This is a genomic window from Paenibacillus sp. fava2 (genome assembly GCF_058313675.1).
The window spans coordinates 1,156,912-1,179,488 of sequence record NZ_CM177755.1; the positions used below are offsets into that span (position 1 = coordinate 1,156,912).

The 22,577-nt window shown below is 52.9% G+C and carries 18 protein-coding genes and 1 riboswitch; all 18 genes read left to right on the forward strand.

All coding sequences use genetic code 11. From position 1 onward, the window contains the following. Positions 1 to 353: 353 nt before the first annotated feature. The 18 genes from AC4G46_RS05055 (at position 354) to AC4G46_RS05140 (ending at position 22,493) form a co-directional block, all read left to right on the forward strand. On the forward strand, positions 354 to 1,799 hold the full coding sequence (locus AC4G46_RS05055) for a sensor histidine kinase (RefSeq protein ID WP_491126965.1): 1,446 nt from the start codon (positions 354 to 356) through the stop codon (positions 1,797 to 1,799). A 23-nt stretch (positions 1,800 to 1,822) separates the two neighbouring features. Further along, positions 1,823 to 2,458 carry a response regulator gene (locus AC4G46_RS05060; RefSeq protein WP_491126966.1) on the forward strand — a complete coding sequence of 212 codons (636 nt, stop codon included), beginning with the start codon at positions 1,823 to 1,825 and terminating at the stop codon, positions 2,456 to 2,458. Positions 2,459 to 2,898: 440 nt separating this feature from the next. Then, the gene (locus tag AC4G46_RS05065) at positions 2,899 to 3,639 is read left to right on the forward strand and encodes a YveK family protein (protein WP_491126967.1); all 741 of its coding nucleotides are present in this window, start codon (positions 2,899 to 2,901) and stop codon (positions 3,637 to 3,639) included. Next, the gene (locus tag AC4G46_RS05070; protein WP_491126968.1) at positions 3,623 to 4,264 is read left to right on the forward strand and encodes a CpsD/CapB family tyrosine-protein kinase; all 642 of its coding nucleotides are present in this window, start codon (positions 3,623 to 3,625) and stop codon (positions 4,262 to 4,264) included. Before AC4G46_RS05065 ends, AC4G46_RS05070 begins: the two co-directional genes overlap by 17 nt. Positions 4,265 to 4,312: 48 nt before the next feature. After that, positions 4,313 to 5,206, forward strand: coding sequence for a UTP--glucose-1-phosphate uridylyltransferase GalU (gene galU, locus AC4G46_RS05075; RefSeq protein WP_082707628.1), 894 nt, complete (start codon positions 4,313 to 4,315; stop codon positions 5,204 to 5,206). A gap of 35 nt (positions 5,207 to 5,241) precedes the next feature. Further along, positions 5,242 to 5,934, forward strand: a complete 693-nt coding sequence (locus AC4G46_RS05080; RefSeq protein WP_068720652.1) for a sugar transferase — start codon at positions 5,242 to 5,244, stop codon at positions 5,932 to 5,934. Between the two features lie 25 nt (positions 5,935 to 5,959). Continuing rightward, positions 5,960 to 6,895, forward strand: coding sequence for a glycosyltransferase (locus AC4G46_RS05085; RefSeq protein ID WP_491126969.1), 936 nt, complete (start codon positions 5,960 to 5,962; stop codon positions 6,893 to 6,895). A gap of 9 nt (positions 6,896 to 6,904) precedes the next feature. Continuing rightward, entirely contained in the window at positions 6,905 to 8,218 is a 1,314-nt protein-coding gene (locus tag AC4G46_RS05090) for an O-antigen ligase family protein (RefSeq protein ID WP_491126970.1), read from the forward strand. A gap of 29 nt (positions 8,219 to 8,247) precedes the next feature. Further along, positions 8,248 to 9,021, forward strand: a complete 774-nt coding sequence (locus AC4G46_RS05095) for a WecB/TagA/CpsF family glycosyltransferase (RefSeq protein WP_068720658.1) — start codon at positions 8,248 to 8,250, stop codon at positions 9,019 to 9,021. An 80-nt stretch (positions 9,022 to 9,101) separates the two neighbouring features. Further along, positions 9,102 to 10,547, forward strand: coding sequence for an O-antigen ligase family protein (locus tag AC4G46_RS05100; protein ID WP_491128794.1), 1,446 nt, complete (start codon positions 9,102 to 9,104; stop codon positions 10,545 to 10,547). Then, a complete protein-coding gene (locus AC4G46_RS05105) occupies positions 10,513 to 11,898 on the forward strand; it encodes an oligosaccharide flippase family protein (protein WP_491126971.1) in 1,386 nt (461 codons plus the stop codon). The genes AC4G46_RS05100 and AC4G46_RS05105 overlap by 35 nt, the downstream gene beginning before the upstream one ends. An 18-nt stretch (positions 11,899 to 11,916) precedes the next feature. After that, positions 11,917 to 12,774, forward strand: coding sequence for a glycosyltransferase family 2 protein (locus AC4G46_RS05110; protein WP_491126972.1), 858 nt, complete (start codon positions 11,917 to 11,919; stop codon positions 12,772 to 12,774). Beyond that, positions 12,761 to 13,954 carry a glycosyltransferase family 4 protein gene (locus AC4G46_RS05115; protein ID WP_491126973.1) on the forward strand — a complete coding sequence of 398 codons (1,194 nt, stop codon included), beginning with the start codon at positions 12,761 to 12,763 and terminating at the stop codon, positions 13,952 to 13,954. Before AC4G46_RS05110 ends, AC4G46_RS05115 begins: the two co-directional genes overlap by 14 nt. Continuing rightward, the gene (locus AC4G46_RS05120) at positions 13,948 to 15,087 is read left to right on the forward strand and encodes a glycosyltransferase family 4 protein (protein ID WP_090717567.1); all 1,140 of its coding nucleotides are present in this window, start codon (positions 13,948 to 13,950) and stop codon (positions 15,085 to 15,087) included. Before AC4G46_RS05115 ends, AC4G46_RS05120 begins: the two co-directional genes overlap by 7 nt. Positions 15,088 to 15,132: 45 nt before the next feature. After that, positions 15,133 to 16,233, forward strand: a complete 1,101-nt coding sequence (locus tag AC4G46_RS05125) for a glycosyltransferase (protein ID WP_491128795.1) — start codon at positions 15,133 to 15,135, stop codon at positions 16,231 to 16,233. A gap of 4 nt (positions 16,234 to 16,237) precedes the next feature. Next, on the forward strand, positions 16,238 to 17,575 hold the full coding sequence (locus AC4G46_RS05130) for a UDP-glucose dehydrogenase family protein (RefSeq protein ID WP_491126974.1): 1,338 nt from the start codon (positions 16,238 to 16,240) through the stop codon (positions 17,573 to 17,575). A gap of 439 nt (positions 17,576 to 18,014) precedes the next feature. Beyond that, positions 18,015 to 19,388 (forward strand): sugar phosphate nucleotidyltransferase, encoded by a 1,374-nt coding sequence (locus AC4G46_RS05135; RefSeq protein WP_090717576.1) that lies wholly within the window; start codon positions 18,015 to 18,017, stop codon positions 19,386 to 19,388. Positions 19,389 to 19,526: 138 nt separating this feature from the next. Further along, positions 19,527 to 19,606: riboswitch (cyclic di-GMP riboswitch) on the forward strand. A gap of 13 nt (positions 19,607 to 19,619) precedes the next feature. Then, positions 19,620 to 22,493: a PA14 domain-containing protein gene (locus tag AC4G46_RS05140; protein ID WP_491126975.1), complete on the forward strand. Its 2,874-nt coding sequence runs from the start codon at positions 19,620 to 19,622 to the stop codon at positions 22,491 to 22,493. Positions 22,494 to 22,577 lie beyond the last annotated feature (84 nt).

Consider the following 22,577-nt stretch of genomic DNA (forward strand, 5'->3'; position numbering starts at 1 on the left):
AAAAATTAGGCCATAATGTTATTTTTTTGAAAAGAAAACGTTGTCAATAAATAGAGAAACTTGTTATTGTGATTTTTCTCATGTATGATGCTTTTAAACAAAGCTTTGATGAGCTCGCATTTTCCAAAAAAGGTGGAGAATAGGGTGGTGGGATGAAAATCAAAACAACCGCGGAAGACAGAATGATAGCATTTTACAGATACTTTTCTTTGTCCCTCACATCTCTGATGTACCTCCTGGACCATACGGGGCCTTCCGTTATTTATAAATCCCTATTAATTATCTCGCTTTTCTTAATCGCCCAAGTATTCGTAATGATTTACCGGAGGCTCCGGACCAGACCGCGGATTCTTATGCTGGCAGTCAGCATAGAGATGGCCGGTGTTATTGCACTGACTTTACTGACCGGCGGGTTTGACAGTGTGTTTAAGCTGTATGTACTTAATCCTGTTCTGATTGCAGCAGGGTCGCTGTCCGTGTACTTCGGGTGGAGTTTGCTGCTCGGCTACATTGCTGTCGTAACCGGATTTTGTTATATGTTTGTGAACGCTGCGGGCAAATCTTTATCAGAAGCAGTACTTCAGAACGGCAACCTGTTTCTAGCCCTGGTTCTTGCGGTTATAGTTATGCAGATGGTTAACAGGATCAAGCGGCAGCGGGAAGAAGCGAACGCGCGGACCAACGAAACCATGGAGCATATCAAATCGCTCTATCACATCGTCGAAACCTCCAGCCAGCATGACTTCATGAACATCGGCCAGGTCATAACGGATTACGTGGTGAAGCTGACCAAACTGGATAAGGCCTTATTCTGGTTTGCCAAAAAGAGCGGTGAGCCCGCTCCGCAGAGCCGGCAGACCGGCTGGCAGCATGAAGAAGAACGTTTTCTGTTCACAGAGCTGGAAAAGCATGAGCACGAGTGGAGGCTGCAGCGTGAGCCGGTGTTCAAAAGTATGCCGGGCCTTGGCGATTTTTTGCTGATGCCGGTGAGAATGAGCACCCGGTTTGTCGGTATGATCGGCGTGAAGCTGGAATCCTCAGAGGGACTTGAAGGGCGCAGATGGTATATTCAGCAGCTGATGTTCCTGTCGGAGCTGAGTGCCATTATTCTGGAACGGCATGAGCTGGGTGTCATTGAAAACCGGCTGATCATCACGAATGAGCAGAACCGGATTGCGGATGAAATGCATGACAGCGTATCGCAGAGCCTGTTCGGTATCGTATACGCAACCCATTCACTGAAGCAGACCTGGCGCAAGATGTCTGACTCTGAGCTTGAAGAGCAGATTGACCTGATTCATGATTCGGCAACCAGGGTTGCCAAAGAGCTGCGGATAACAATCTATAGCCTCAGCTCCAAGAAGAGCGGCGGGCCAACCTGGCTGGGGATGGTCAGATCGCATCTGAAGAGCCTGTCCAGGCTCAACGATGTTGAAATTGAACTCAAAATAACGGGGGATGATTTCAGCCTCCCTTATCCTTACCACAAGGCGCTCTTCCGGATTATTTCCGAAGCGACAGGTAACGCCATACGTCATGGCGCGGCCAGCCGGGTGGATGTCGAGCTGTCTCTGAAGCCCAAATGGATCAGACTGTCCATTACAGATGATGGTATCGGTTTTGATACGGATCTTCTGTGGACTACATCTGAGGATACCACCGGCGGGCTTGGCATGAAGAATATGCAATATCTGACTCAGTCGCTGGGCGGAGAATTCCACATCTCCAGCAGCGAGAATGCAGGAACCAGGATTTTGATTTCGATACCTGTCGGCGTGGCTGAATTAAAGAATGCATAAACTTTAGGCAGGAGGTCATTCAAGTGAATATCGTCATTGTTGATGATCACCCGTTGGTAAGAAGAGGATTGGCTGCGGTTATCTCCATGCAGCCCAATCTGCATTTTGCAGGCGAAGCAACGAATGGCCAGGAAGCTCTTCAGGTTATAGAAGAGACTCAGCCTGATCTTGTACTGATTGATTTGCGGCTGGCAGACGAGTCAGGCCTTGATGTAATCAAGGCTGCCCGGACGCGCGGCCTCACCAGCAAATTCATTCTGCTTACCTCGTCGGCAAGCCGGGAGGATTTTCTCAAGGCGGAAGAGGTGCTGGTTGACGGATACGTGCTGAAGGAGGCTCTGCCGGAGGAGCTGCTGTTCGCGATCCAGCTGGTCTACAAGGGACGGAAGTATTATGATCCGGGCCTGATGGAAGACAAGATGCGGATGAGCGGCAGCAGTCCTACCGACGAATTGACACCCAAGGAGAAGGAAGTTCTGATTGAGCTCGGCCAGGGAGCGTGCAACAAGGATATTGCTTCGCGCCTGTTCATCAGCGAATTCACCGTCAAGAAGCATGTAAGCCAGATTCTGGCGAAGCTGCAGGTAGCCGACCGCACTCAGGCGGCGCTGTATGCCAATGCAGTCGGACTGACGAAATTTGAAATGTCCTATGATTAACAGCACTTTATAAAGCTTATACAGGCGGCAGAGCACGGACAGGATTGTCCGTGTTTTTTTGTGCAAATTTAAGAATGTTTTGTGCAAATGTAAGTATATTACAGAAAACAGGGCCCTCTTTCTTAAAGGCGGTCCTGTTTGCGTGCGTCCGAATTCTCTTTAACTGACATATTATGTACGGAATTTTGGGGGTTCAGAGGATGAGATGCCGGTTGTCGTAGGCTTATCTTCCATATGCCGGAAACGATTGCCCGGAGATATGGTACTAAAGTATACCATTCTGCCCCGCATAGGCACCAAATTCACTCACTCGAAAGTGAACATTAAAGTAATGGGAGGAGCCATGTGGCAATCCGTACAGATTGATAGAATAAGACACAAGATATCTGAAACTTTCATGAATGCTTTCAGAACGTAATGAATGCGGAAGGAGGGTTACTGTGGAAAAGACGATTTTGGATTACATTAACCTGATTAAGAAGAGGCTCTGGCTGATAACGGTATTTGTATTGATCTCCTGTGCTACTACCTTCTATGTCAGCAAGAACTTCGTTACACCCGTCTACTCCGCCTCCGGACAGCTGCTGGTCAACAATACCGCAAATGTACCCGAGAGCAACAATCTCAACAACCTGAACTTCAGCCTGAACCTCATCGAGAGCTACAAGGAAATTATGAAGTCCCCCGCAATTCTGGGCAGTGTTGTGGCCGATCATCCCGAGTTTGGTCTCACGGAAGAACAGCTGGCCGCGAAGCTGCAGGTAAGATCCTCGGAGAAAAGCTCAGTGATCAATCTGAGTGTACAGGACGAAAGCTACAGCACGGCAGCCAACATTGTAAACGCGGTTTCGCAAAGCTTCATACGCAGCCTGCCGTCGCTTATGATGCTGGACAATGTTACCTTCCTGACCCCGGCTGATCCGGCTGATCTTCCAGCTCCATCTAACGGCGGCGTCGCCATGAACCTGATTATCAGCTTTGTTATTTCATTAATGGCTGCTATCGGTATCATCCTGCTGCTAGAAACGCTGAATGGAACGCTCCGCACCGAGAAGGAAGCGGAATTCGATGTCGGACTGCCGGTTATTGCCAGCATCCCCGCCATCCGTAAACGTGATCTGGGCAGTGCGGCAAACGCCAAAGCAAGAGTAGGGGAGGGTACTTATGTTACGGCTGAATAAAAGCTTGATTGCAGACCTGAATCCATCCTCGCATATCTCCGAATCCTTCCGCTCGCTGCGCACCTACATCCGCCAGCTCGGGCTGACCGGGGGGGACAGCGGCAAGGTGCTTCTCTTTACCTCTGCTGAAGGCGGGGAGGGCAAGACAACAGTGCTGTCTAATCTCGCTGTATCCTTTGTACAGGACGGCAAGAAGGTGGCCGTTGTAGACTGCAACCTGCGTCATCCCGGACTGCATGCCGTGTTCGAGGTGGAAGGCAGTGAAGGACTGGCCGCCTACCTGAGCGGTCAGGAGGCTGCGAAGGATATTGCCGTATACGGCAATCTGGCCAACCTGGCCGTCATTCCGGCAGGCAAGACCCGCATCAGTCCGCCGGATCTCCTGGGCAACGACAAAATGGGCGCTCTGCTGGAGGAGCTGAAGAGCAGCTTTGATCTGATCCTGCTCGACACCCCGCCGGCAGTGGAGTACAGTGATGCCCGTATTCTGGCCCCGCTCTCCGACGGAGTGATCCTGGTGGCCAGGCACGGTAAGACGAAACGCGAAGCGGTCCGCAAGCTGAAGGGGCTGCTTGAGCAGAGCGGGTCGAATATTCTCGGCATCGCCATGAATCAGACCCGGTAAAGTCCCAAGATTTACAATCCTACACATAACGATCAGGAGGTAAGTGCGATGATGAAAAAGGTAAAGAAGGTAATTATCCCTGCAGCTGGGTTAGGAACGCGCTTCCTTCCTGCGACAAAGGCCATGCCTAAGGAAATGCTTCCGATTATCAACAAGCCGACCATCCAGTATATCGTGGAAGAAGCCATCGCTTCCGGCATTGAGGACATTATCATCGTTACCGGTAAGGGCAAGCGGGCGATTGAGGATCACTTTGACAATGCGTTCGAGCTGGAATCCAGACTGCTGGAGGATGGAAAGCTGGAGCTGCTCAAAGAGGTTCAGCGTTCCTCTAAAGTGGAAATCCACTATATCCGCCAAAAAGAAGCGATGGGTCTGGGGCATGCCGTATGGTGCGCACGGCGCTTTATCGGAGACGAGCCTTTCGGCGTTATGCTCGGGGATGACATCGTAACAGGCAATACACCTTGCCTTAAACAACTGATTGACCAGTACGAGGAAACACAGAATTCGGTAATCGGAGTACAGGAAATTCCGGATGAATTCACCAACCGTTACGGGATTATCGAACCGGATCTGCAGGACGGACGGCTCTACCGGGTTAACAACTTTGTGGAAAAACCTCCTCTGGGCACAGCCCCATCCAATCTGGCAATCATGGGACGTTACGTCTTTACTCCAAAAATCTTTAAATACCTGGATCTGCAGGAAAAAGGCGCCGGTGGCGAAATCCAGCTGACCGATGCCATCCAGAAGCTGAACCAGAGCGAACGGGTATATGCCTATAACTTCGACGGAACCAGATATGATGTCGGTGAACGTCTCGGTTACATCCTGACTACACTGGAATTTGCCCTCCAGAGCGATGATCTCCGTTATCCGGTGATGGATGCAATGGCAGAATGGCTCAGTAAAGCCGGACAAACCACACTCAGCAGCTAAAAATATATTTAAACCTTTAGGAGGAATGAGGAGAAATGAGCATGCAAAAACTGCCGGAAGACTACGAGGCCGTCCTGCCGAAACTTTACATGCTGCATGCCAAAGAAGGAAGCAAAGGGATGGATTCCTATCTGGTAATGAAGCGGATCATTGATATTCTTTTCTCCGCACTTGGTCTTCTCGTACTGCTGCCGCTCTTTGCTCTTGTGGCTATCCTGATCAAGCTGGAGGATCCCAAAGGCAAGGTATTCTTCCGGCAGACCAGAGTGGGCAAGGACGAAGTGCTGTTTCCAATGTATAAATTCAGATCCATGGTTTCCAATGCCGAGGAGCTGAAAGAAAGTCTTAAGGCTTACAACGAAGTGAGCGGGGCGATGTTCAAAATCAAAAATGACCCCCGCATCACCCGGATCGGAAAATTTCTGCGCAAGACGAGCATTGATGAACTGCCTCAGCTCTGGAACGTGCTGATGGGCCACATGAGTCTGGTCGGCCCCCGTCCTCCGCTCGTTGAAGAGGTGGCGCAGTATACGGATTACGACAAGCAGCGGCTGCTGGTTACGCCGGGCTGTACCGGATACTGGCAGGTTAACGCCAGAAACAGCGTCGGCTTTGACGAAATGGTGCAGCTGGATCTGACTTATATCCATATCCGGAGCACGATGCTGGATCTGAAGATCATTTTCAAAACCGGACTGATGCTGCTCGGTTCCAAGGACGCTTATTAAAAATATGGGAATTGGGTGATTGCCGATGACTGAGTACGGAGACATCCCAAAGGTTTCCATTATTATCTGCACCTATAACAGGTCGGCCCTGCTGGTTAAAACCCTTCAGTCGCTGATCGGACTTGAGAATCTGCATCAGGCTGAAATCATTGTGGTGGATAATAATTCACCGGATGATACGGCAGCAGCGATCAAGGGCTTCATCGGGAGTCATGGTACAGAAATGGATATCCGTTATCTTCTGGAGCCGGTACAGGGATTGTCGGCGGCCCGGAATACAGGAATTTTGGCTTCCAAATCGCAGATCATCGCCTTTCTCGACGACGATGCGATACCTTGCCGGAATTGGATTACAACAATAATCAGCACCTTTGAAGAAAGGCCGGAAGTCATGGCCATGGGCGGAAAGGTGGCCCCGATCTTCGAAAGCAAGCGCCCCGACTGGCTGATCAAGCCGTTTGAGCTGCCTTACACCATCGTGGATCTCGGAGGCAAGGTCAGGGAATATCCGAAGCGGCTGCATCCATGCGGAGCCAATATGGCGATGCGCAAGCCGGCCTTCGATATCAGCCTGTTTCCGCTGGATCTCGGAAGAAAGGGCGATTCCCTCATCTCCGGTGAGGAAACCTGGCTCTTCGGGCAGCTGCAGAAGCAGGGACACACCATCCTGTATCACCCGCAGATGGCCGTAGACCATTTCGTGGCAGCAGGGCGTCTGACCGAAGACTGGATTATGAAAAGGTATTACAGCCAGGGCATCTCCAACGCCATGAAAAGCGAAGGGCTGAAGGGTAATCTGCTGCTGCTGGGTATAACGGCCGCCAAAATCGTGTACGTCATGGCCGATTCGGTCTTTTCCAGAAGCCAGGGCAGAAAGCTGCTGAACAAGTGCCGGCTGGAAAGCATTCGGGGGACGCTTCATATGTTTTGGAACCGGAAAAGGGAATCTGCAGCGGGGTGAGGGTAGACAATGACTAATTTTGAGTGGGGCACCAAACTAAACGCTTTGCCATACGGAATGCTCTACCTCGTGTCCGCACTGTTTCTGGGGACCGCGGTCATTTACCAGCCGGTATTTGCGGTAGCGGCCGTACTCTTGATTATTTTACTGACTGTCTCCATCTCACGCCCCGATGTTATCAGTTATTTCGTACTGCTGACGACAGCGGTCTCGATCAACTTTTTGTTCAGCGGCAGCATGTTCGGTTTCGAAATTCTCTCGCTTTACAAGCTGGTAATCCTGATGCTGCTGGTACCCTGCATTCTGGTGAACGGACTGAGATTCAAGCTGAGTCCCCCCCTGTGGGCGATGTTTATTCTGGTGATTATCACCTTCGGCTTCTCCATCTGGCTGCCGGAGATGAGCTCTTCCATTGCTGTAAAAGCTTTTATCGGACTGTCGCTCCCCTTCGTGTTTCTCCTGATCAACTGGAAGAAGGAGGTCGCCGACAAGCAGATCCGCATTCTTGCGAGTCTGCCCGTAATCAGTGTAGGGATAGGGATACTGCTGCAGATAGCAGGCATGCATTCCCTTCTGTCTACTGAATTTACAGGTGCTGTACGGCTGCAGGGAGCAAATATTGCACCGCATCTGGCGATGCTGGCGTTCATGGGCGTGGCGATCTGCTTCATAGAGATCAAGCGCAGCCCGCAGCATATCCGGCTTTTTTACACCCTGCTGGGTCTGAACTTTCTGATTCTTGTCGGAACAGGAACGAGAGGGCCGATGCTGGCACTCGTACCTATGGTTCTCTATTATTTCTACGACATCTCGCGCCAGTACTTAAAAGGCAAGTCACAGTACCTGTTCCTGCTTCTGGGCGGGGGGATCGTACTCTCCGGAGCTGTCTATCTGCAGCTGGATAACCTCAGAAAACGCTCCTTTGAGCGGACTACCGAGACGGGGATTGACCTGTCGGGCCGGACGGAAGCCTGGGAGTTTTTCCTGAACAAGGCAGCCGGGTCGCCCTGGGCGGGCCGGGGACTTGGATCAGCCACCGTAGCCAATGACGGTACACTCTATTACGGGTTTGTTGTTCCGCATAACGAGTACATCCGGTTTTACTACGATGGAGGGTACATCGGCGCCATCCTGCTAATGCTTTCTTTACTGGCTGTGTTTCTTGTGGTTTACAGAGCTTTAGCGCCGCGGGTCAGACCTTATTACGCACTCTTGATTGCAGCGTTTCTAGTATATTCCTTTTCAGATAACACGCTGTCGACGGTCCAATTCATTATTCCGTTCTGTTGGTACCTGAACTGCCTGTATCGATCTTCACAGTAGGCCGATTCCCCACAAAAAGAAGTGATACGATGAATCAAGTGAATATGTTCGATGTTAACTTTAATAACTATGACTTCATGGACTTGCTTGATTACATCGACAAAACGATTCAGGAAAGGAACCAGTCCTACATCCTGACCTGCAATGTCGATCATGTAATCAAGCTGCGCAAGGACAAAGAGTTCCAGGCCGTTTATTCAGAGGCGGGCGCAGTCGTCGCAGACGGGATGCCGCTGATCTGGGCTTCAAAGATGCTTGGCAAGCCGCTTAAGCAGAAGGTATCCGGTTCGGATCTCTTCAGCCGTCTGGGCAACGCCTTCGAGCAAAGGAAGTACCGGCTGTTCTTCCTGGGCTCGGCGGAAGGTGTGCCGGAAAAGGCGACAATGAATTTAAAAGCGGCTTATCCCGGCATCAATGTTGTCGGCTGCTACTCTCCCTCCTACGGCTTTGAGCATAACGAGGAGGAGAACCGGCACATCATCAAGATGCTGACGGACAGCCAGCCGGACATTGTATTCGTCGGCGTGGGCGCGCCGAAGCAGGAGAAATGGATTTACCGCCATTACACCTCTTACCAGGCGCCGATTTCGATCGGTGTCGGCGCAACCTTCGATTTCCTCTCCGGTTCCGTGAAGCGGGCGCCGGACTTTATGCAGAAGACAGGGCTTGAATGGTTCTGGCGGCTAAGCCAGGAGCCGGGAAGGCTCTGGAAGAGATATCTTGTAGACGATGCCCAATTCCTGGTTCTGCTGCTCAAGGAGCTGCGCAAGAAAGACCGGGTAAAGGGCAGAAGCCTTGAATAATTACAGTTGCCGGCAGGAGGTGGGGAACGAAGATGACGGAGCAGAATGAGAGCAGTATATCGCTGCCATCCCTGAACACGATGAAATCCGGCGCAGCGACAGCGCTGATCTGCGCCATATGTCTTGGCCTTCCGCTGATCATCGGGTTCGCCAGCGCACAGCTCAGTGCCTCCGACAGTCTGCAGGGAGCCATTCTGGCAGGGCTGCTCTTTCCCGCCTTCCTGCTGGCACTGCTGAAACCCAAACAGCTGATTGCCTATACGCTGCTCATCTGGGCAGTGGCCCCGGAGCTGAGACGTATCGCCGACTGGTCGGAAGGCGTGTACCATTCGGTATCTCTGCTTAGTCTGGCGCCGCTGCTGACGGGGGCAACCCTTGCCATCCCGGTGCTGCGCGAGATTCACCGGATCCGCAAGTCGTCATCCCGGATCATTCTGTTGTTCTCGGTGGCGCTGGCTTACGGCGCAATGATCGGGCTGGCCAAGAACGGCGTGGGCTCGGTGTACGATCTGGCGAACTACATCGTACCGTTGCTGCTGATTCCGTTCTTTGCGGTTACCCGGTTCACGCCGAAGGATATTGACCGGCTGCTGTACGCTTTTGCCAACATTGCAGTGCTGGTAGCCATCTACGGCATCATCCAGTATCTGACCGTTCCGCCATGGGATGCCTTCTGGATGCGCAATGCCGATATGATCTCTATCGGAACGCCTTATCCGCTGGAAGTCCGGGTGTTCTCCACGCTGAATTCACCCGGACCGGCCGCTACCTTCCTGGTATTCGCCCTGGTGCCGATGATTCTGGAGCGGAGATGGCAGGGTACGCTGCGCTGGCTCGGCGTCCTGCTCGTCGTAATTTGCCTGCTGACCACCCTGGTCCGCTCGGCCTGGCTGGTGCTGCTGGTCATGCTGCTGGTCTACATCGCTTCCTCTCCTTCCAAAGGCAAGTGGAAGACGCTGCTCCAGCTCGGCTTTGTCGCCGCAGCACTGTTCTGGATTGTTCCCAAGCTTCCGGGTGCAGAAGGGCTGGTCGCACGGATGGAGACATTAACCTCGGTACAGGAGGATCACTCCTACAATGAGCGGCTCGCCCTCTGGCAGAACATGGTACCGCTGGTAGCCTCGAACCCCGTTGGCCAGGGAATAGGCAGTGTAGGACAGAGTACCAAGCTGGGTAACGGAGGCGAACTTGGCGAGTACGGCAATATGGATAACGGGTTTATCGCATTGCTGCTCACCTTCGGAGTACTGGGAGCCTTGTTCTTCTTCGGCGCACTGGGCGTTGTCATCAAACAGATTGCCCAAAGGGTCACGAGCAAGGACAGTCTTCAGCCGTACGCCAGACTTTCACTGGCAGCCTGGACAGGAGCGGTAGTCAGCCTGTTATCCGATAACGGCTTCCCGGGACTGAAGGGGTACCTGATCTGGATGCTGATCGGGCTGGGTCTCGGAGCCAAAGAGATTATTGAGAGTAGAAAGAAGGGAACACCGCATGCAGCAGTCGAACGCCAAATCACTTCCCACTAGCGCGGTCTGGTCCTCGCTCAAACGGTTTACCAAGAGCAAGAACAACAGCTCGGCGGCAGTCAAAACCATGATGGTCAGCGTGCTGATCCTGCTGGTCAATATGCTGACCGGCGTGCTGACCGCCCGCTACCTTGGACCATCCGGCCGCGGGGAACAGACGGCGATGGTGAGCTGGTCGCAGTTCCTGGCGTTCAGTATGAGCTTCGGGATTCCGTCGGCGCTGATCTACAACGCCAAGAAGAACCCCGATGAAGCCGGGGTGCTGTACCGGGTGGCGCTGCTGATCGGCCTGGGTTTCGGGATAATAGCGATGACAGTAGGGATTTTCGTTCTGCCGTATTGGCTCGATTCCTTCAGTTCAGAGGTTGTGCTGTTCGCGCAAGTGTCCATGATCCTGTGCCCGCTGATTGTGGTCTCACAGATCAACAATGCGGCCTTTCAGTTCAGAGGGGATTACAAAACCTTCAACTGGCAGCGGTATCTGGTGCCGCTCCTGACGCTGGCGGTCATCGGCATTCTGATCCTTACCGGCAGTATGAATCCATATACTACCGCACTGGCTTATCTGGTTCCTTCGGTGCCGCTCTTTATCTGGATGACGCTGCTGCTGCTGCGCACCTACAGAGTCAAGATGAGAAACACTTACCTTAATTTCAAAAGACTGTTCACCTACGGGCTTGGCTCTTACGGTAATGACCTGCTCGGCCAGTTCTCTACATACATTGACCAGATCATTATCGCCGGCCTGCTGCGGCCGGCCGACCTGGGGCTGTATGCCGTGGCGGTAAGCCTGTCGCGGATGGTCAACTTTTTCTCGAATTCCATTACTGTGGTGCTGTTCCCGAAAGCCTCCGAGCTTTCGAAAGATGAAGCAATCTCGCTGACCTTCAAGGCTTTCCGGATCAGCACCACCTGCACCCTGCTCGGCGCACTGTTCCTGATGCTGGTAGCCCCCTTTGTTATCCCGCTGCTGTACGGCAAGGATTTCAACACCGCACTGACGGTATTCCGGCTGCTGCTGCTGGAGGTAACGATCAGCGGAGGCACCCTGATTCTGGCTCAGACCTTCATGGCGCTCGGCAAACCGAAGTTTGTATCCATCCTCCAGGGGGTGGGGCTGCTTCTGGTAATCCCCCTGCTCTTCCTGCTGGTGCCAAAGTTCGGATTGTTCGGAGCGGGAGTGGCGATGCTGTCATCGGCAATCCTGCGCTTCCTGTTCATTATTCTTAATATCAGATACAACCTGAAAGTTAAGCTTCCCCGCCTGCTGATCAGCAGGCAAGACATCCAATGGATGAAGACAACGATGAATTCTTACATCCGCAAGAAACCAGCGGATACCAGCAGTTAAGCAAAGGAGGAAACCTTCATGGATTCAGTAACAAGCGTGCTTGGCAGCCCGGGCAGTTACCCGATTTCGGTTGTCATCATTGCTCAGGATGACGAAGTTCGCATATCCAAAGCAATTCAGTCCTGCCGGCCCTTCGCCGACGAAGTAGTCGTAATCGACGGAGGAAGCAAGGACGGGACGGTGCAGCTGGCTGAAAGCCTCGGCTGCCGGGTATACGTCAACCCGTGGCCCGGATATGCCAAACAAAGGGAATTCGGAGTGGAACGCGCCGTCCATGATTGGGTCTTCCTGATTGATACCGACGAAGTGGTCAGCGAGGAGCTGGCACAGGATATTCTGCAGCGCAAGCCGGGGCTGACAGACCGGGGCGTAGCCTTCTCACTTTACCGGATCGGTGATTTCCTGGGCAGATGGCTGGACAAAGGGGAGTACCTGGTCCGCCTGTACAACCGCAAGGAGTACGGCATCCGTAATTCCCTGGTGCATGAGATGCCCGAGGTTGAGGAGGAAAGGACGGTCCGGCTGAACGGGGTGCTATGGCATCAGGGCTTCCGCAGCATCAACGACCATGTGGCCCGCTTCAACAAATATACCGACCTGGAGGCACAAGCGGCATTTGAGAAAGGCAAGCCGTTCAAGCTGAGAAACCTGCTGCTGCGGCCGCCGGCACGCTTCCTGCAGAAATACTTCCTGCATGGCCTGTTCAAGAAAGGCATTTCCGGATTTGCGGTATCCGTATTCTGGGTGATGTATGAATTCATGGTCGGCTTCAAGCTTTACGAATTAACCAGCTCCGGCAGGCTGGCCCGGCATAACGCGCAGGGCCAAGCGGAGAAAGGAAAGAAGAAGGGGGAGAGAAGCTATGCCGTACAGTGACGGACTGAACATTATGACGACCGGCCTCAGCTGGCCGTCGCTGCAGCCCGGCGGGCTCAACACGTATTTCAAATCTGTCTGCGAGCAGCTCTCCACACGCAATCAGGTGCATGCGCTGATCTGCAGCCAGGAGACACCGCCGACTCCCAAGGATCTGATCATCCATAACGCGGGTGATCCCAAAGAGACGATCTGGAAGCGCAGGGATGCCTTCCAGCGCAAAGCGGCAGATCTGATGGGCAGCGGCAGCGGACGCATCGACATCCTGTACTCGCACTTTGCCCCCTACGGCGTAGGGCCGGCGATTGAGGCAAAGAAGCGGGGGATTCCGGTTATCATGACCTTCCACGGTCCATGGAATGAAGAGATGAAGATCGAGGGCCAGGGCATCAAGCACCGGGTCAAGACGACCATCGCCAAGTCCATCGAACGCAAAGCCTACAAGCTGGCAGATAAATTTATCGTCCTTAGCGAGTACTTCCGCGACATGCTGCATCAGCTGCACGGAGTACCGCTGCACAAGATTGTCGTGATTCCGGGAGCGGCCAATATCGATCGCTTTGTTCCGGCGAACAACCGGCTGGCGGTACGGCGGACACTGAATCTGCCCGAAGGGGCAACTACCGTGCTGACCGTGCGGCGGCTGATGAACCGCATGGGGCTGCTGCAGCTGCTGGATGCCTGGAAGCAGGTGTCGGAGCGCTTCCCGAACGCGATTCTGCTGATCGGCGGCAAAGGGCCGCTGCGCGGCGAGCTTGAAGAAAAAATCGCCGATTACGGCCTTGGCAACAAGGTCCGGCTGCTCGGATATATTCCCGACCATGAGCTGGCCTCCTACTACCAGGCAGCCGACATGTTCGTGGTTCCCTCACAGGCGCTGGAGGGCTTCGGGCTGATTACCGTCGAGGCATTGTCCTCCGGACTTCCGGTTATGGCTACCCCGGTAGGCGGCAACAAGGAAATTCTCCAGGGCTTCCGGCCGGAGCTGCTGTTCAAGAGTGCAGCCAGCGACGATATAGCAGAGGGTATGATTCATATGCTCAGCAACCGCAAGCTCCTGCCGAGCCGTGAAGAATGCCGTGGCCATGTACTTGAGAAGTACACCTGGCAGCATGTCGGAGATCAGGTTGAATCGGTATTTCTGCAGACTTTGGGAAAGGGTGTGGCCGCAGGATGCTAAAAGTAGCCTATATTGATCACACCGCCAAGTGGAGCGGAGGAGAGGTTGCCTTATTCAATATCCTCACCAATATCGGAGAAAATGTGCAGCCGCTCGTCATTCTGGCCGAAGAAGGTGCACTTGCTGAACGGCTGCGCGAAAAGGGCATTGATGTCCGCGTAATTCCGCTGGATGAGAGCATCCGCAGCCGCGGCCGCAACGCCGTCAATCTTGGCGCTCCGGCAGCAGCAATCAAGCTGCTGGCCTACGGCAGCAAGCTGGCTCCCCTGCTGAAGCAGGAAAAGGTGGACTGTGTGCATACCAATTCGCTGAAATCAGCGTTCTACGGTGCAGTCGCCGCCAAGAAAGCGGGCGTACCGCTGATCTGGCATATCCGGGACCATATCGGTGCCCCTTACTTAAAGCCGGTGGTCGCCAAGGCCATCCGCACGATGTCACGCATGCTGCCGAACGGGGTCATCGCCAATTCGCACTCTACACTGAGCGCTCTGGAGCTGCCGCAGACGAAAAAGACACTCGTTGTCTACTCCGCCTTCGCCAAGGCGATCAGTGAAGGGACCCGCAGACGGGACCAGAAGGATTTCAACGTGCTGCTGGTCGGACGGCTGGCACACTGGAAAGGCCAGCATGTCGTGCTGGAGGCAGCCAAGGCCTTCAAGCAGGACAGCAGAGTGAAATTCTGGCTGGCCGGCGATGCGCTGTTCGGAGAAGAGGAATACAAACAGGAATTGATCCGGACGATTCAGCAGAATGATCTGACCAATGTCAGTCTGCTGGGCCATGTGGATGACATACAGGGATTAATGCAAAAAGCCGATCTGCTGATTCACACGTCGGTTACGCCTGAGCCGTTCGGCCAGGTCATTGTTGAAGGCATGGCAGCCGGGCTGCCGGTCATCGCCTCGAACGAAGGCGGGCCTGTAGAGATTGTAGTACCGGGAGTAACCGGAATGCTGATCCAGCCTGGAGACGCAGGGATACTCGCAGAATCCATTACATGGATGCTGGAACACCCCGAGGAGCGCAGACGGATGGCCGAGAATGGAACGAAACGGGTGAAAGAGCATTTTGTCATCGAGAATACCGTCAAGGACATTGTTGATTACTACAAAGGACTGCTGGCGGCAACCTGATTGTGCTTGATGATGCAGCTCCATAAAACTTTGAGGATGATTCACATGAAAATTGCGATAGCGCACGATTACTTAATCCAAATGGGCGGGGCGGAAAGAGTAGTGGAGGTATTCCACCACATGTATCCGGAGGCTCCGATCTTCACAACCGTGTTTAACGGAAGCCGATTGACCGACAACCTCAAAGACGCGGACATTAGGGCCTCCTGGCTGCAGAAAATTCCGGGAGTGAAGACCAATTTTAAAGGGGTGCTGCCGCTATATCCCATGGCCATCCGTGATCTGGATTTTCGCGGATATGATATCGTCCTGAGCTCCAGCAGTGCTTTTATGAAAAGCATTCAGGTGCCCGAATCGACGTTCCATCTCTGCTATTGCCATACACCGATGCGCTTTGCCTGGGATTATGACACTTATATGGAGCGGCAGACCAATTCCGGACTGTTCAAAAGACTGCTGAAGATCTACATGCAGCGGCTCAAGACCTGGGATCAGCGGACAAGTAAAAATGTTAACCAGTTCGTAGCCAACTCTTCCGTCGTGAAGACGCGGATCCAGAACTATTATCACCGCGATGCGGATATTATCTTCCCGCCGATCAACACCGCACGCTTCAGCAGCTCGAACTCAATCGGCGACTACTACCTGATCGTCTCACGGCTCGTATCCTACAAGCGGATCGATCTCGCGGTGGAAGCTTTTAACCGCAACGGGCTGAAGCTGTTCATCGTCGGTGACGGACCGGACCGCAAGCGTCTGGAAGGCATGGCCAAGGGCAATGTGTCCTTCCTGGGCCGGCTGGAGGATGCCGAGGTAACGGGGCTTATGTCGCAGTGCCGGGCCTTTATTTTCCCGGGAGAAGAAGATTTCGGCATCACTCCGCTGGAGGCGAATGCTGCAGGAAGACCGGTTATTGCTTACCAGGCCGGAGGGGCGCTGGATACAATCGTGCCTTATGTGAACGGGGTATTTTTTCAGCATCAGGAAGTTGACGATTTACTGAAGGCCATAAACGAAGTGGAGTCCTACGCATGGGATATCGGCCGGATTATGGGGCATGCCCGCAAATTCGATGAACAGGCGTTTATGGTGCAGTTCAAGCAGTATGTAGAGCAAGCCTACGTTAATTTCCTAAAAGGAGGATGATTGTATGAAGCTGGCAGTTATCGGTACCGGCTATGTCGGTCTTGTATCAGGCGTGTGCTTTACCTTGAATGGAAACCATGTGATTTGTGTCGATAAGGATGAGGAAAAAATCAACAAGCTTAACCGGATGGAATCCCCAATTTACGAACCGGGCATTGAGGCATTGATTGAAATGAATCTGCGTGAAGGCAGACTGTCCTTTTCAGCGGATCTCAAGGAGTCGGTACGCCGCTCCGATATCGTGATCCTGGCTGTAGGAACACCGTCATTGCCTGGCGGCGAAGCCGATTTACAGTATATCGAAGGGGCTGCCGCTGAAATTGCCGATGCCATGGAAGGCTACAAAATCATCATGACCAAGTCCACGGTTCCGGTCGGCACGAATGAACGAATCCGCAAGCTCATCGCTTCCCGCACCAATCACCCCTTCGATATTGTCTCCGCTCCAGAATTCCTGCGTGAAGGCTCCGCGATCCGCGATACCCTGCACCCGGACCGTATCGTTATCGGCCTCGACAACCCGTCGATTGAGCCGGTTATGCGCCAGCTTCATCAGGGCTTCACGGAAAACATCTTCGTAACGGACATCCGCAGTGCGGAAATGATCAAATATGCATCCAATGCATTCCTGGCGACCAAAATCTCCTTCATCAACGAGATCGCCAACATTTGTGAAAAGGTGGGAGCTGACGTGACCATGGTGGCGGAAGGTATGGGGATGGACCGGAGAATCGGCTCCTCGTTCCTGCAGGCCGGCATCGGCTACGGAGGCTCCTGTTTCCCGAAAGATACCAATGCCCTGATTCAAATTGCCGGCAACGTGGACTACGAGTTCAAGCTGCTGAAATCGGTGGTCGAGGTGAACAAGGACCAGCGGTTCATGATCATCTCCAAGCTGCATGAATCGCTTGGCAGCCTGCGCGGCGCCGTGATCGGCATCTGGGGCCTCGCCTTCAAGCCGAATACCGATGATGTCCGTGAGGCTCCGGCCCGCGAGATCGTGGAGGCACTGGTAGCGGAGGGAGCTACAGTGAAGCTGTACGATCCGATCGCCGCTGCCAACTTCCGCGCACAATATGATCATCCGCAGCTGCGCTGGTGCGGCGTGCCGGAGGAGGCTGCGGAAGGCAGTGATGCTGTCTGCCTGCTGACCGACTGGGCACAGTTCAAGGATATTGATCTGCATCACCTGTCCGGCACTATGCGCCGCCAAATCCTGATTGACGGGCGCAACGTCTACTCGAAGGAGCAGATCGAGGGCACGGGCCTGGAGTATCATTCTGTCGGCCGTCCGCAGATGGGCGGGCTTAGCGGATATTCTCCGGTTGCCGGCGCGGTTTAAGCTCGTAAATTTTTTTGAAGGCTTGTACGCTTGTACGCTCTTATCTCTTTCGTGCATAGTGCAAAACTCTGACATAACTATAGCCCTTGATTTTTAGCTTTTAATTCTTAGCTCTTAATCTTTAGCTGCCGCTCAACCAAGCGGCAATTCCGGATCTTTAGCAGGGAGCCTTCCCTGCGTGAACAGCAAACAGCTCACCTGTTGTAAAAAGGATCGGAGAGGAATTTTGGAGCTGTAGGAGCGGTAGCGTCCGCCTTTGTCTTCGGATTTCTACCGCGGCCAGCGGTTTAAATCAGGAAATCCGAAGACAACAGCGGCCGGAAGCCCAAACATTCCTTGCAGTGACCCTTACAACAGAAACGGTTTTGCTTTCCGACAACATACAGCTCCCAATAACAATCCGAAATTTTCGCGTCACATATACCAAGGAGGGGTTCCCATGAAACTAGTACTTCTATCAGGCGGTTCAGGTAAACGGCTCTGGCCATTGTCCAACGATTCTCGCTCCAAGCAATTTCTGAAAGTACTGGAAAGCCCGGCAGGTGAACCGGAATCAATGGTGCAGCGGGTCTGGAGACAGCTGGAGGAAGCAGGGATGACGGGCTCGTCCTACCTCGCTACAGGCCGCAGCCAGGTGGAGTCCATCCAGAGCCAGCTCGGCAGTCATGTGCCGATTATCGTGGAGCCGGAACGCCGCGATACCTTCCCGGCTATTGCGCTGACAGCGGCTTACCTGTATTCCATTGCCGGTGTTTCCCCGGCGGAAACAGTGGCCATTCTGCCTGTCGATCCGTATGTGGAGGCTTCCTTCTTCGATACGGTAGTCCGGCTGGAGCAGACGATGGAGGAGAGCGGCGCGAACCTGGCGCTGATGGGCGTAGTGCCTGAACATGCGTCAGAAAAATACGGATATATTATTCCTACCAGTGATGCGGCGGGGGCAAGCGGCTACCTGCAGGTAAGCCACTTCCAGGAAAAGCCTGACCGTGTGCAGGCAGAAGGGCTCATCAGTAAGGGCGCACTTTGGAACTGTGGCGTATTTGCTTTCCGCCTCGGTTATCTGCTGGATATTCTGCAGAGCAAAGGTCTGCCGCTTAACTACGAGGAGCTGCAGAAGCAATACAAACTGATGGCTTCCATCAGCTTTGATTACGAAGTGGTGGAAAAAGAAGAGAAAATCGTCGTTCAGCCGTATGCCGGCTTCTGGAAGGATCTTGGCACATGGAATACGCTTACAGAGGAAATGAGCAGCAATCTGGTCGGCAAAGGGGTAGTAACCTCGGATTCCGAACGGACCTGCCTGATCAATGAGCTGGATATTCCGATTACGGTTATCGGAGCCAAGGATCTGATCATCGCCGCGAGCCCTGACGGAATTCTTGTTACGCATAAGGCGGAAAGCCCGCGCATCAAGGAAGTGCTCAAATCTCATGAACAAAGACCGATGTACGAGGAACGCCGCTGGGGCCACTACAAGGTAATTGACTATGTGAAATATGATGAGGGCAATGAAGTGTTGACCAAACGGATTTTTATCGAGCAGGGTAAAAATATCAGCTACCAGCTTCATCACAAACGCAGTGAAATCTGGACCTTTGTAAGCGGGGAAGCCAGCATCGTCATCAATGAAAAGATGCATAAGGTAAAGGCAGGCGATGTCGTCCGCATCCCCGAAGGAACCAAACATGCCATTCTGGCGCTGACAGATGTAGAGTTTATCGAGGTGCAGAGCGGCTCCGAGCTGGTGGAAGAGGATAACATCCGGATTACGCTCGATTGGGAAGATATTGAATTACACCAGTTTATTTCTTAGGTCTAATTTATCTATTTAACCAATTGTGAAAAGTGTGAAACGGGTATTTGGAACTATTTATTAAGATTTATTCATTTTTGCTATAAACCTACAACTTCATAGAGTCGATACTTACGGTAAGAAGGATATTTCCTTCCAAAACGACAAAGGCAAACCTACTCGAAAGATAGGGACGCAAAGCTATAGGGCCTCTACCAAGTGGCAGCCTGGCTACCGAAAGGAAGATGAATATTGAAAGCTTACCGTAAGTCTCGTCTGTTGTCTGCCGTATTGTCCGTGGCCGTTTTATTGTCCGCTGTACCTATAGGATTAGGCTTTGCACCGTTATCTGCGCAAGCAGCTTCCGTGACCGGAGCCCCAGTAAATCCCAATGCTTCAGCAGAGGCAGTCAAGCTGCTGGACAAAATGTACGCCATCTCCGGGAAGGGGATTATTACAGGACAGCATGACTATTTCGAAAGTCCGGATGAAATCAGCAACAAGCTGAAGACCATAAGCGGACAGTATGCCGCCCTGCACGGCTATGAGCTTGGAGCGATCGGCGGACAGACTGAGAGTGGGGTAGCTGCGCAGCGCAAGAACATCGTCTGGAGCGCCACCAACTGGCACAAAGCCGGCGGTATCGTAGCAATGACTTTTCACCAGAATCTGCCCGGCACCAAATATGAGTGGGGCAATGTACAGAAAAACATCAGCCAGGCTGATTTTAACAAGTATGTAACACCTGGAACTGCGGAGTATAATGCCCTGATTGCTGATCTGGATAAAGTAGCTGTTTCGCTCAAAAGTTTACGGGACGCAGGGGTTCCCATCCTCTGGAGACCCTATCATGAAATGAACGGCGGCTGGTTCTGGTGGGGCAAGAAAAATAACTTTGCTCAATTGTGGAATATCATGTATGACCGTTTCGTCAACGTTCATCAATTAAACAATCTGCTGTGGGTATGGAATCCGAATGCTCCCAATTCCAATTCGGATCCCTACGAACTGACCTATCCGGGTGCGGATAAAGTGGATGTGCTCGCAGTAGATATATATAATAATGACTTTTTGAACAGATATTATGACAGTCTTCTCAGCCTGGCTGCCGGTAAACCGATTGGTATCGGTGAAAACGGTGAAATGCCGAGTATTGCCAAGCTGAAGCTTTCCCAGCAAAACTATGTTTTTATGATGAACTGGGGAAAAATGCTGTACGAAAACAACACTACTGATACTATCAAAAATTTTATGAATGACAGCTATACCCTGACCCGTGACAAGTATAAGGTATGGGCCGCACCGACAGCAACACCGACGCCGACACCGACAGTCAAACCAACGGCTACGCCAACACCAGTGCCAACGGCAACACCGGCACCAACGGCAACACCGGCACCAACGGCAACACCGGCACCAACAGCAACAACGGCACCAATAACAATTCCGCTACCAGCTCCGGATTCCTCAGTGCAGGAGCCGGCAGTTAACGGACTTAAAGGTGAGTATTTCAAAAATATGACGCTAACCGGTACTCCGGCGCTTGTACGCAATGATGCACAGATTAACTTCAGCTGGCGTCAGGCAGCTCCGCATCCGGTACTCCCGGTAGACGGATTTTCGATCCGCTGGACCGGCCAGATCAAGCCGTCCTATAGTGAAACATACCAGTTGTTTACCAACTCGGACGATGGTATCCGGGTCTGGGTTAACGGCACAGCAGTCATCGACAGCTGGATGAAGCAGAGCGGTACCGAGCGTACCGGCAGCATTGCCCTGCAGGCCGGCCAATTATACGACATTAAAGTAGAATATTATGAGAATGCCGGCGATGCCAGCGTCCGCCTGCTGTGGCAGAGCCCGAGCCAGGCGAAGGTAGTTGTTCCAACCGGCGCACTGTTTGTTAAGAACCCGGCATCCAGCCAGGCAGCAGCAACGCCAGTACCAACGGCTACGCCTGTGCCAACAGCAGCGCCAACACCAGTACCAACTGTAGCACCAACACCAGTACCAACAGAAGCGCCGGTGCTGGCTGTCAAACCGGGACTGGCTCCGGATTCTGTATTGCAGGAGCCGGTGGTTAACGGGCTCAAAGGTGAGTATTTCAAGAACATGACGCTGTCTGGTACTCCGGCGCTTGTACGCAATGATGCACAGATTAACTACAGCTGGCGTCAGGCAGCTCCGGATCCGGTACTCCCGGTAGACGGTTTTTCCATCCGCTGGACTGGCCAGATCAAGCCGGCCTACAGCGAAGCTTACCAGTTCTTTACTAACTCGGACGACGGCATCCGTGTCTGGGTTAACGGCACAGCAGTCATCGACAGCTGGATGAAGCAGAGCGGTACCGAGCGTACCGGCAGCATTGCCCTGCAGGCCGGCCAATTATACGACATTAAAGTAGAATATTATGAGAATGCCGGCGATGCCAGCGTCCGCCTGCTGTGGCAGAGCCCGAGCCAGGCGAAGGTAGTTGTTCCAACCGGCGCACTGTTTGTTAAGAATTCTGCTGACAATACAGCAGTTACAGCTTCACTGGAATCGGCAGCAGCAGTAACGGTAACACCGGCACCTACACCAGCGCCGGCACCAACTCCAACAGCAACACCGGCGCCAACGCCTACAGCTGCACCGGCACCAACGCCGGCGCCAACACCAGTACCAACAGCCACACCTGCACAAGCTGTGGCTGTAAACAGACTGCAGGCAGAATATTTTAACAATATTCAGCTTAGCGGTGCTCCTGCACTGGTGCGTACCGATGCGGTGCTGGACTTCAACTGGCGGCAGGGCACGCCCGATGCAGCGATAGGGATTGATTTTTTCTCCGTACGCTGGAGCGGCAAAATTAAACCGCTGTACAGTGAAAACTACAACATCTATACCACTTCAGATGACGGCATCCGCGTCTGGGTCGATGGCAACCTGATCATCGACAGCTGGGTGAAGCAGAGCGGAACCGAACGTGTAGGAAGCATCAGCCTGCAGGCCGGGAAATTATATGATATTAAAGTGGAATATTACGAGAATCAAGGAGATGCAAAGGCTAAACTGATGTGGGAAAGTGCCAGCCAAATCAAGGAGGCTGTTCCTGCCAGTGCCTTATTCCTGCCTTCCGTTTCCTGATCAGGAAACGGAGTGTGTGTTCTGCTGAGTTCTTCGCCGTCACTGATGCTGGTTGAGCTGTTACAATACTAAATCCTCACAGTC

Coding starts and splice junctions, on each gene's coding strand:
- AC4G46_RS05100 (WP_491128794.1), top strand. CDS start 9,102: ATGAAATCCGGCGCAGCGACAGCGCTGATCTGCGCCATATGTCTTGGC.
- AC4G46_RS05115 (WP_491126973.1), top strand. CDS start 12,761: ATGCCGTACAGTGACGGACTGAACATTATGACGACCGGCCTCAGCTGG.
- AC4G46_RS05090 (WP_491126970.1), top strand. CDS start 6,905: ATGACTAATTTTGAGTGGGGCACCAAACTAAACGCTTTGCCATACGGA.
- AC4G46_RS05105 (WP_491126971.1), top strand. CDS start 10,513: ATGCAGCAGTCGAACGCCAAATCACTTCCCACTAGCGCGGTCTGGTCC.
- AC4G46_RS05120 (WP_090717567.1), top strand. CDS start 13,948: ATGCTAAAAGTAGCCTATATTGATCACACCGCCAAGTGGAGCGGAGGA.
- AC4G46_RS05070 (WP_491126968.1), top strand. CDS start 3,623: ATGTTACGGCTGAATAAAAGCTTGATTGCAGACCTGAATCCATCCTCG.
- AC4G46_RS05125 (WP_491128795.1), top strand. CDS start 15,133: ATGAAAATTGCGATAGCGCACGATTACTTAATCCAAATGGGCGGGGCG.
- AC4G46_RS05055 (WP_491126965.1), top strand. CDS start 354: ATGCTGGCAGTCAGCATAGAGATGGCCGGTGTTATTGCACTGACTTTA.
- AC4G46_RS05085 (WP_491126969.1), top strand. CDS start 5,960: ATGACTGAGTACGGAGACATCCCAAAGGTTTCCATTATTATCTGCACC.
- AC4G46_RS05135 (WP_090717576.1), top strand. CDS start 18,015: ATGAAACTAGTACTTCTATCAGGCGGTTCAGGTAAACGGCTCTGGCCA.
- galU (WP_082707628.1), top strand. CDS start 4,313: ATGATGAAAAAGGTAAAGAAGGTAATTATCCCTGCAGCTGGGTTAGGA.
- AC4G46_RS05130 (WP_491126974.1), top strand. CDS start 16,238: ATGAAGCTGGCAGTTATCGGTACCGGCTATGTCGGTCTTGTATCAGGC.
- AC4G46_RS05080 (WP_068720652.1), top strand. CDS start 5,242: ATGAGCATGCAAAAACTGCCGGAAGACTACGAGGCCGTCCTGCCGAAA.
- AC4G46_RS05110 (WP_491126972.1), top strand. CDS start 11,917: ATGGATTCAGTAACAAGCGTGCTTGGCAGCCCGGGCAGTTACCCGATT.
- AC4G46_RS05095 (WP_068720658.1), top strand. CDS start 8,248: ATGAATCAAGTGAATATGTTCGATGTTAACTTTAATAACTATGACTTC.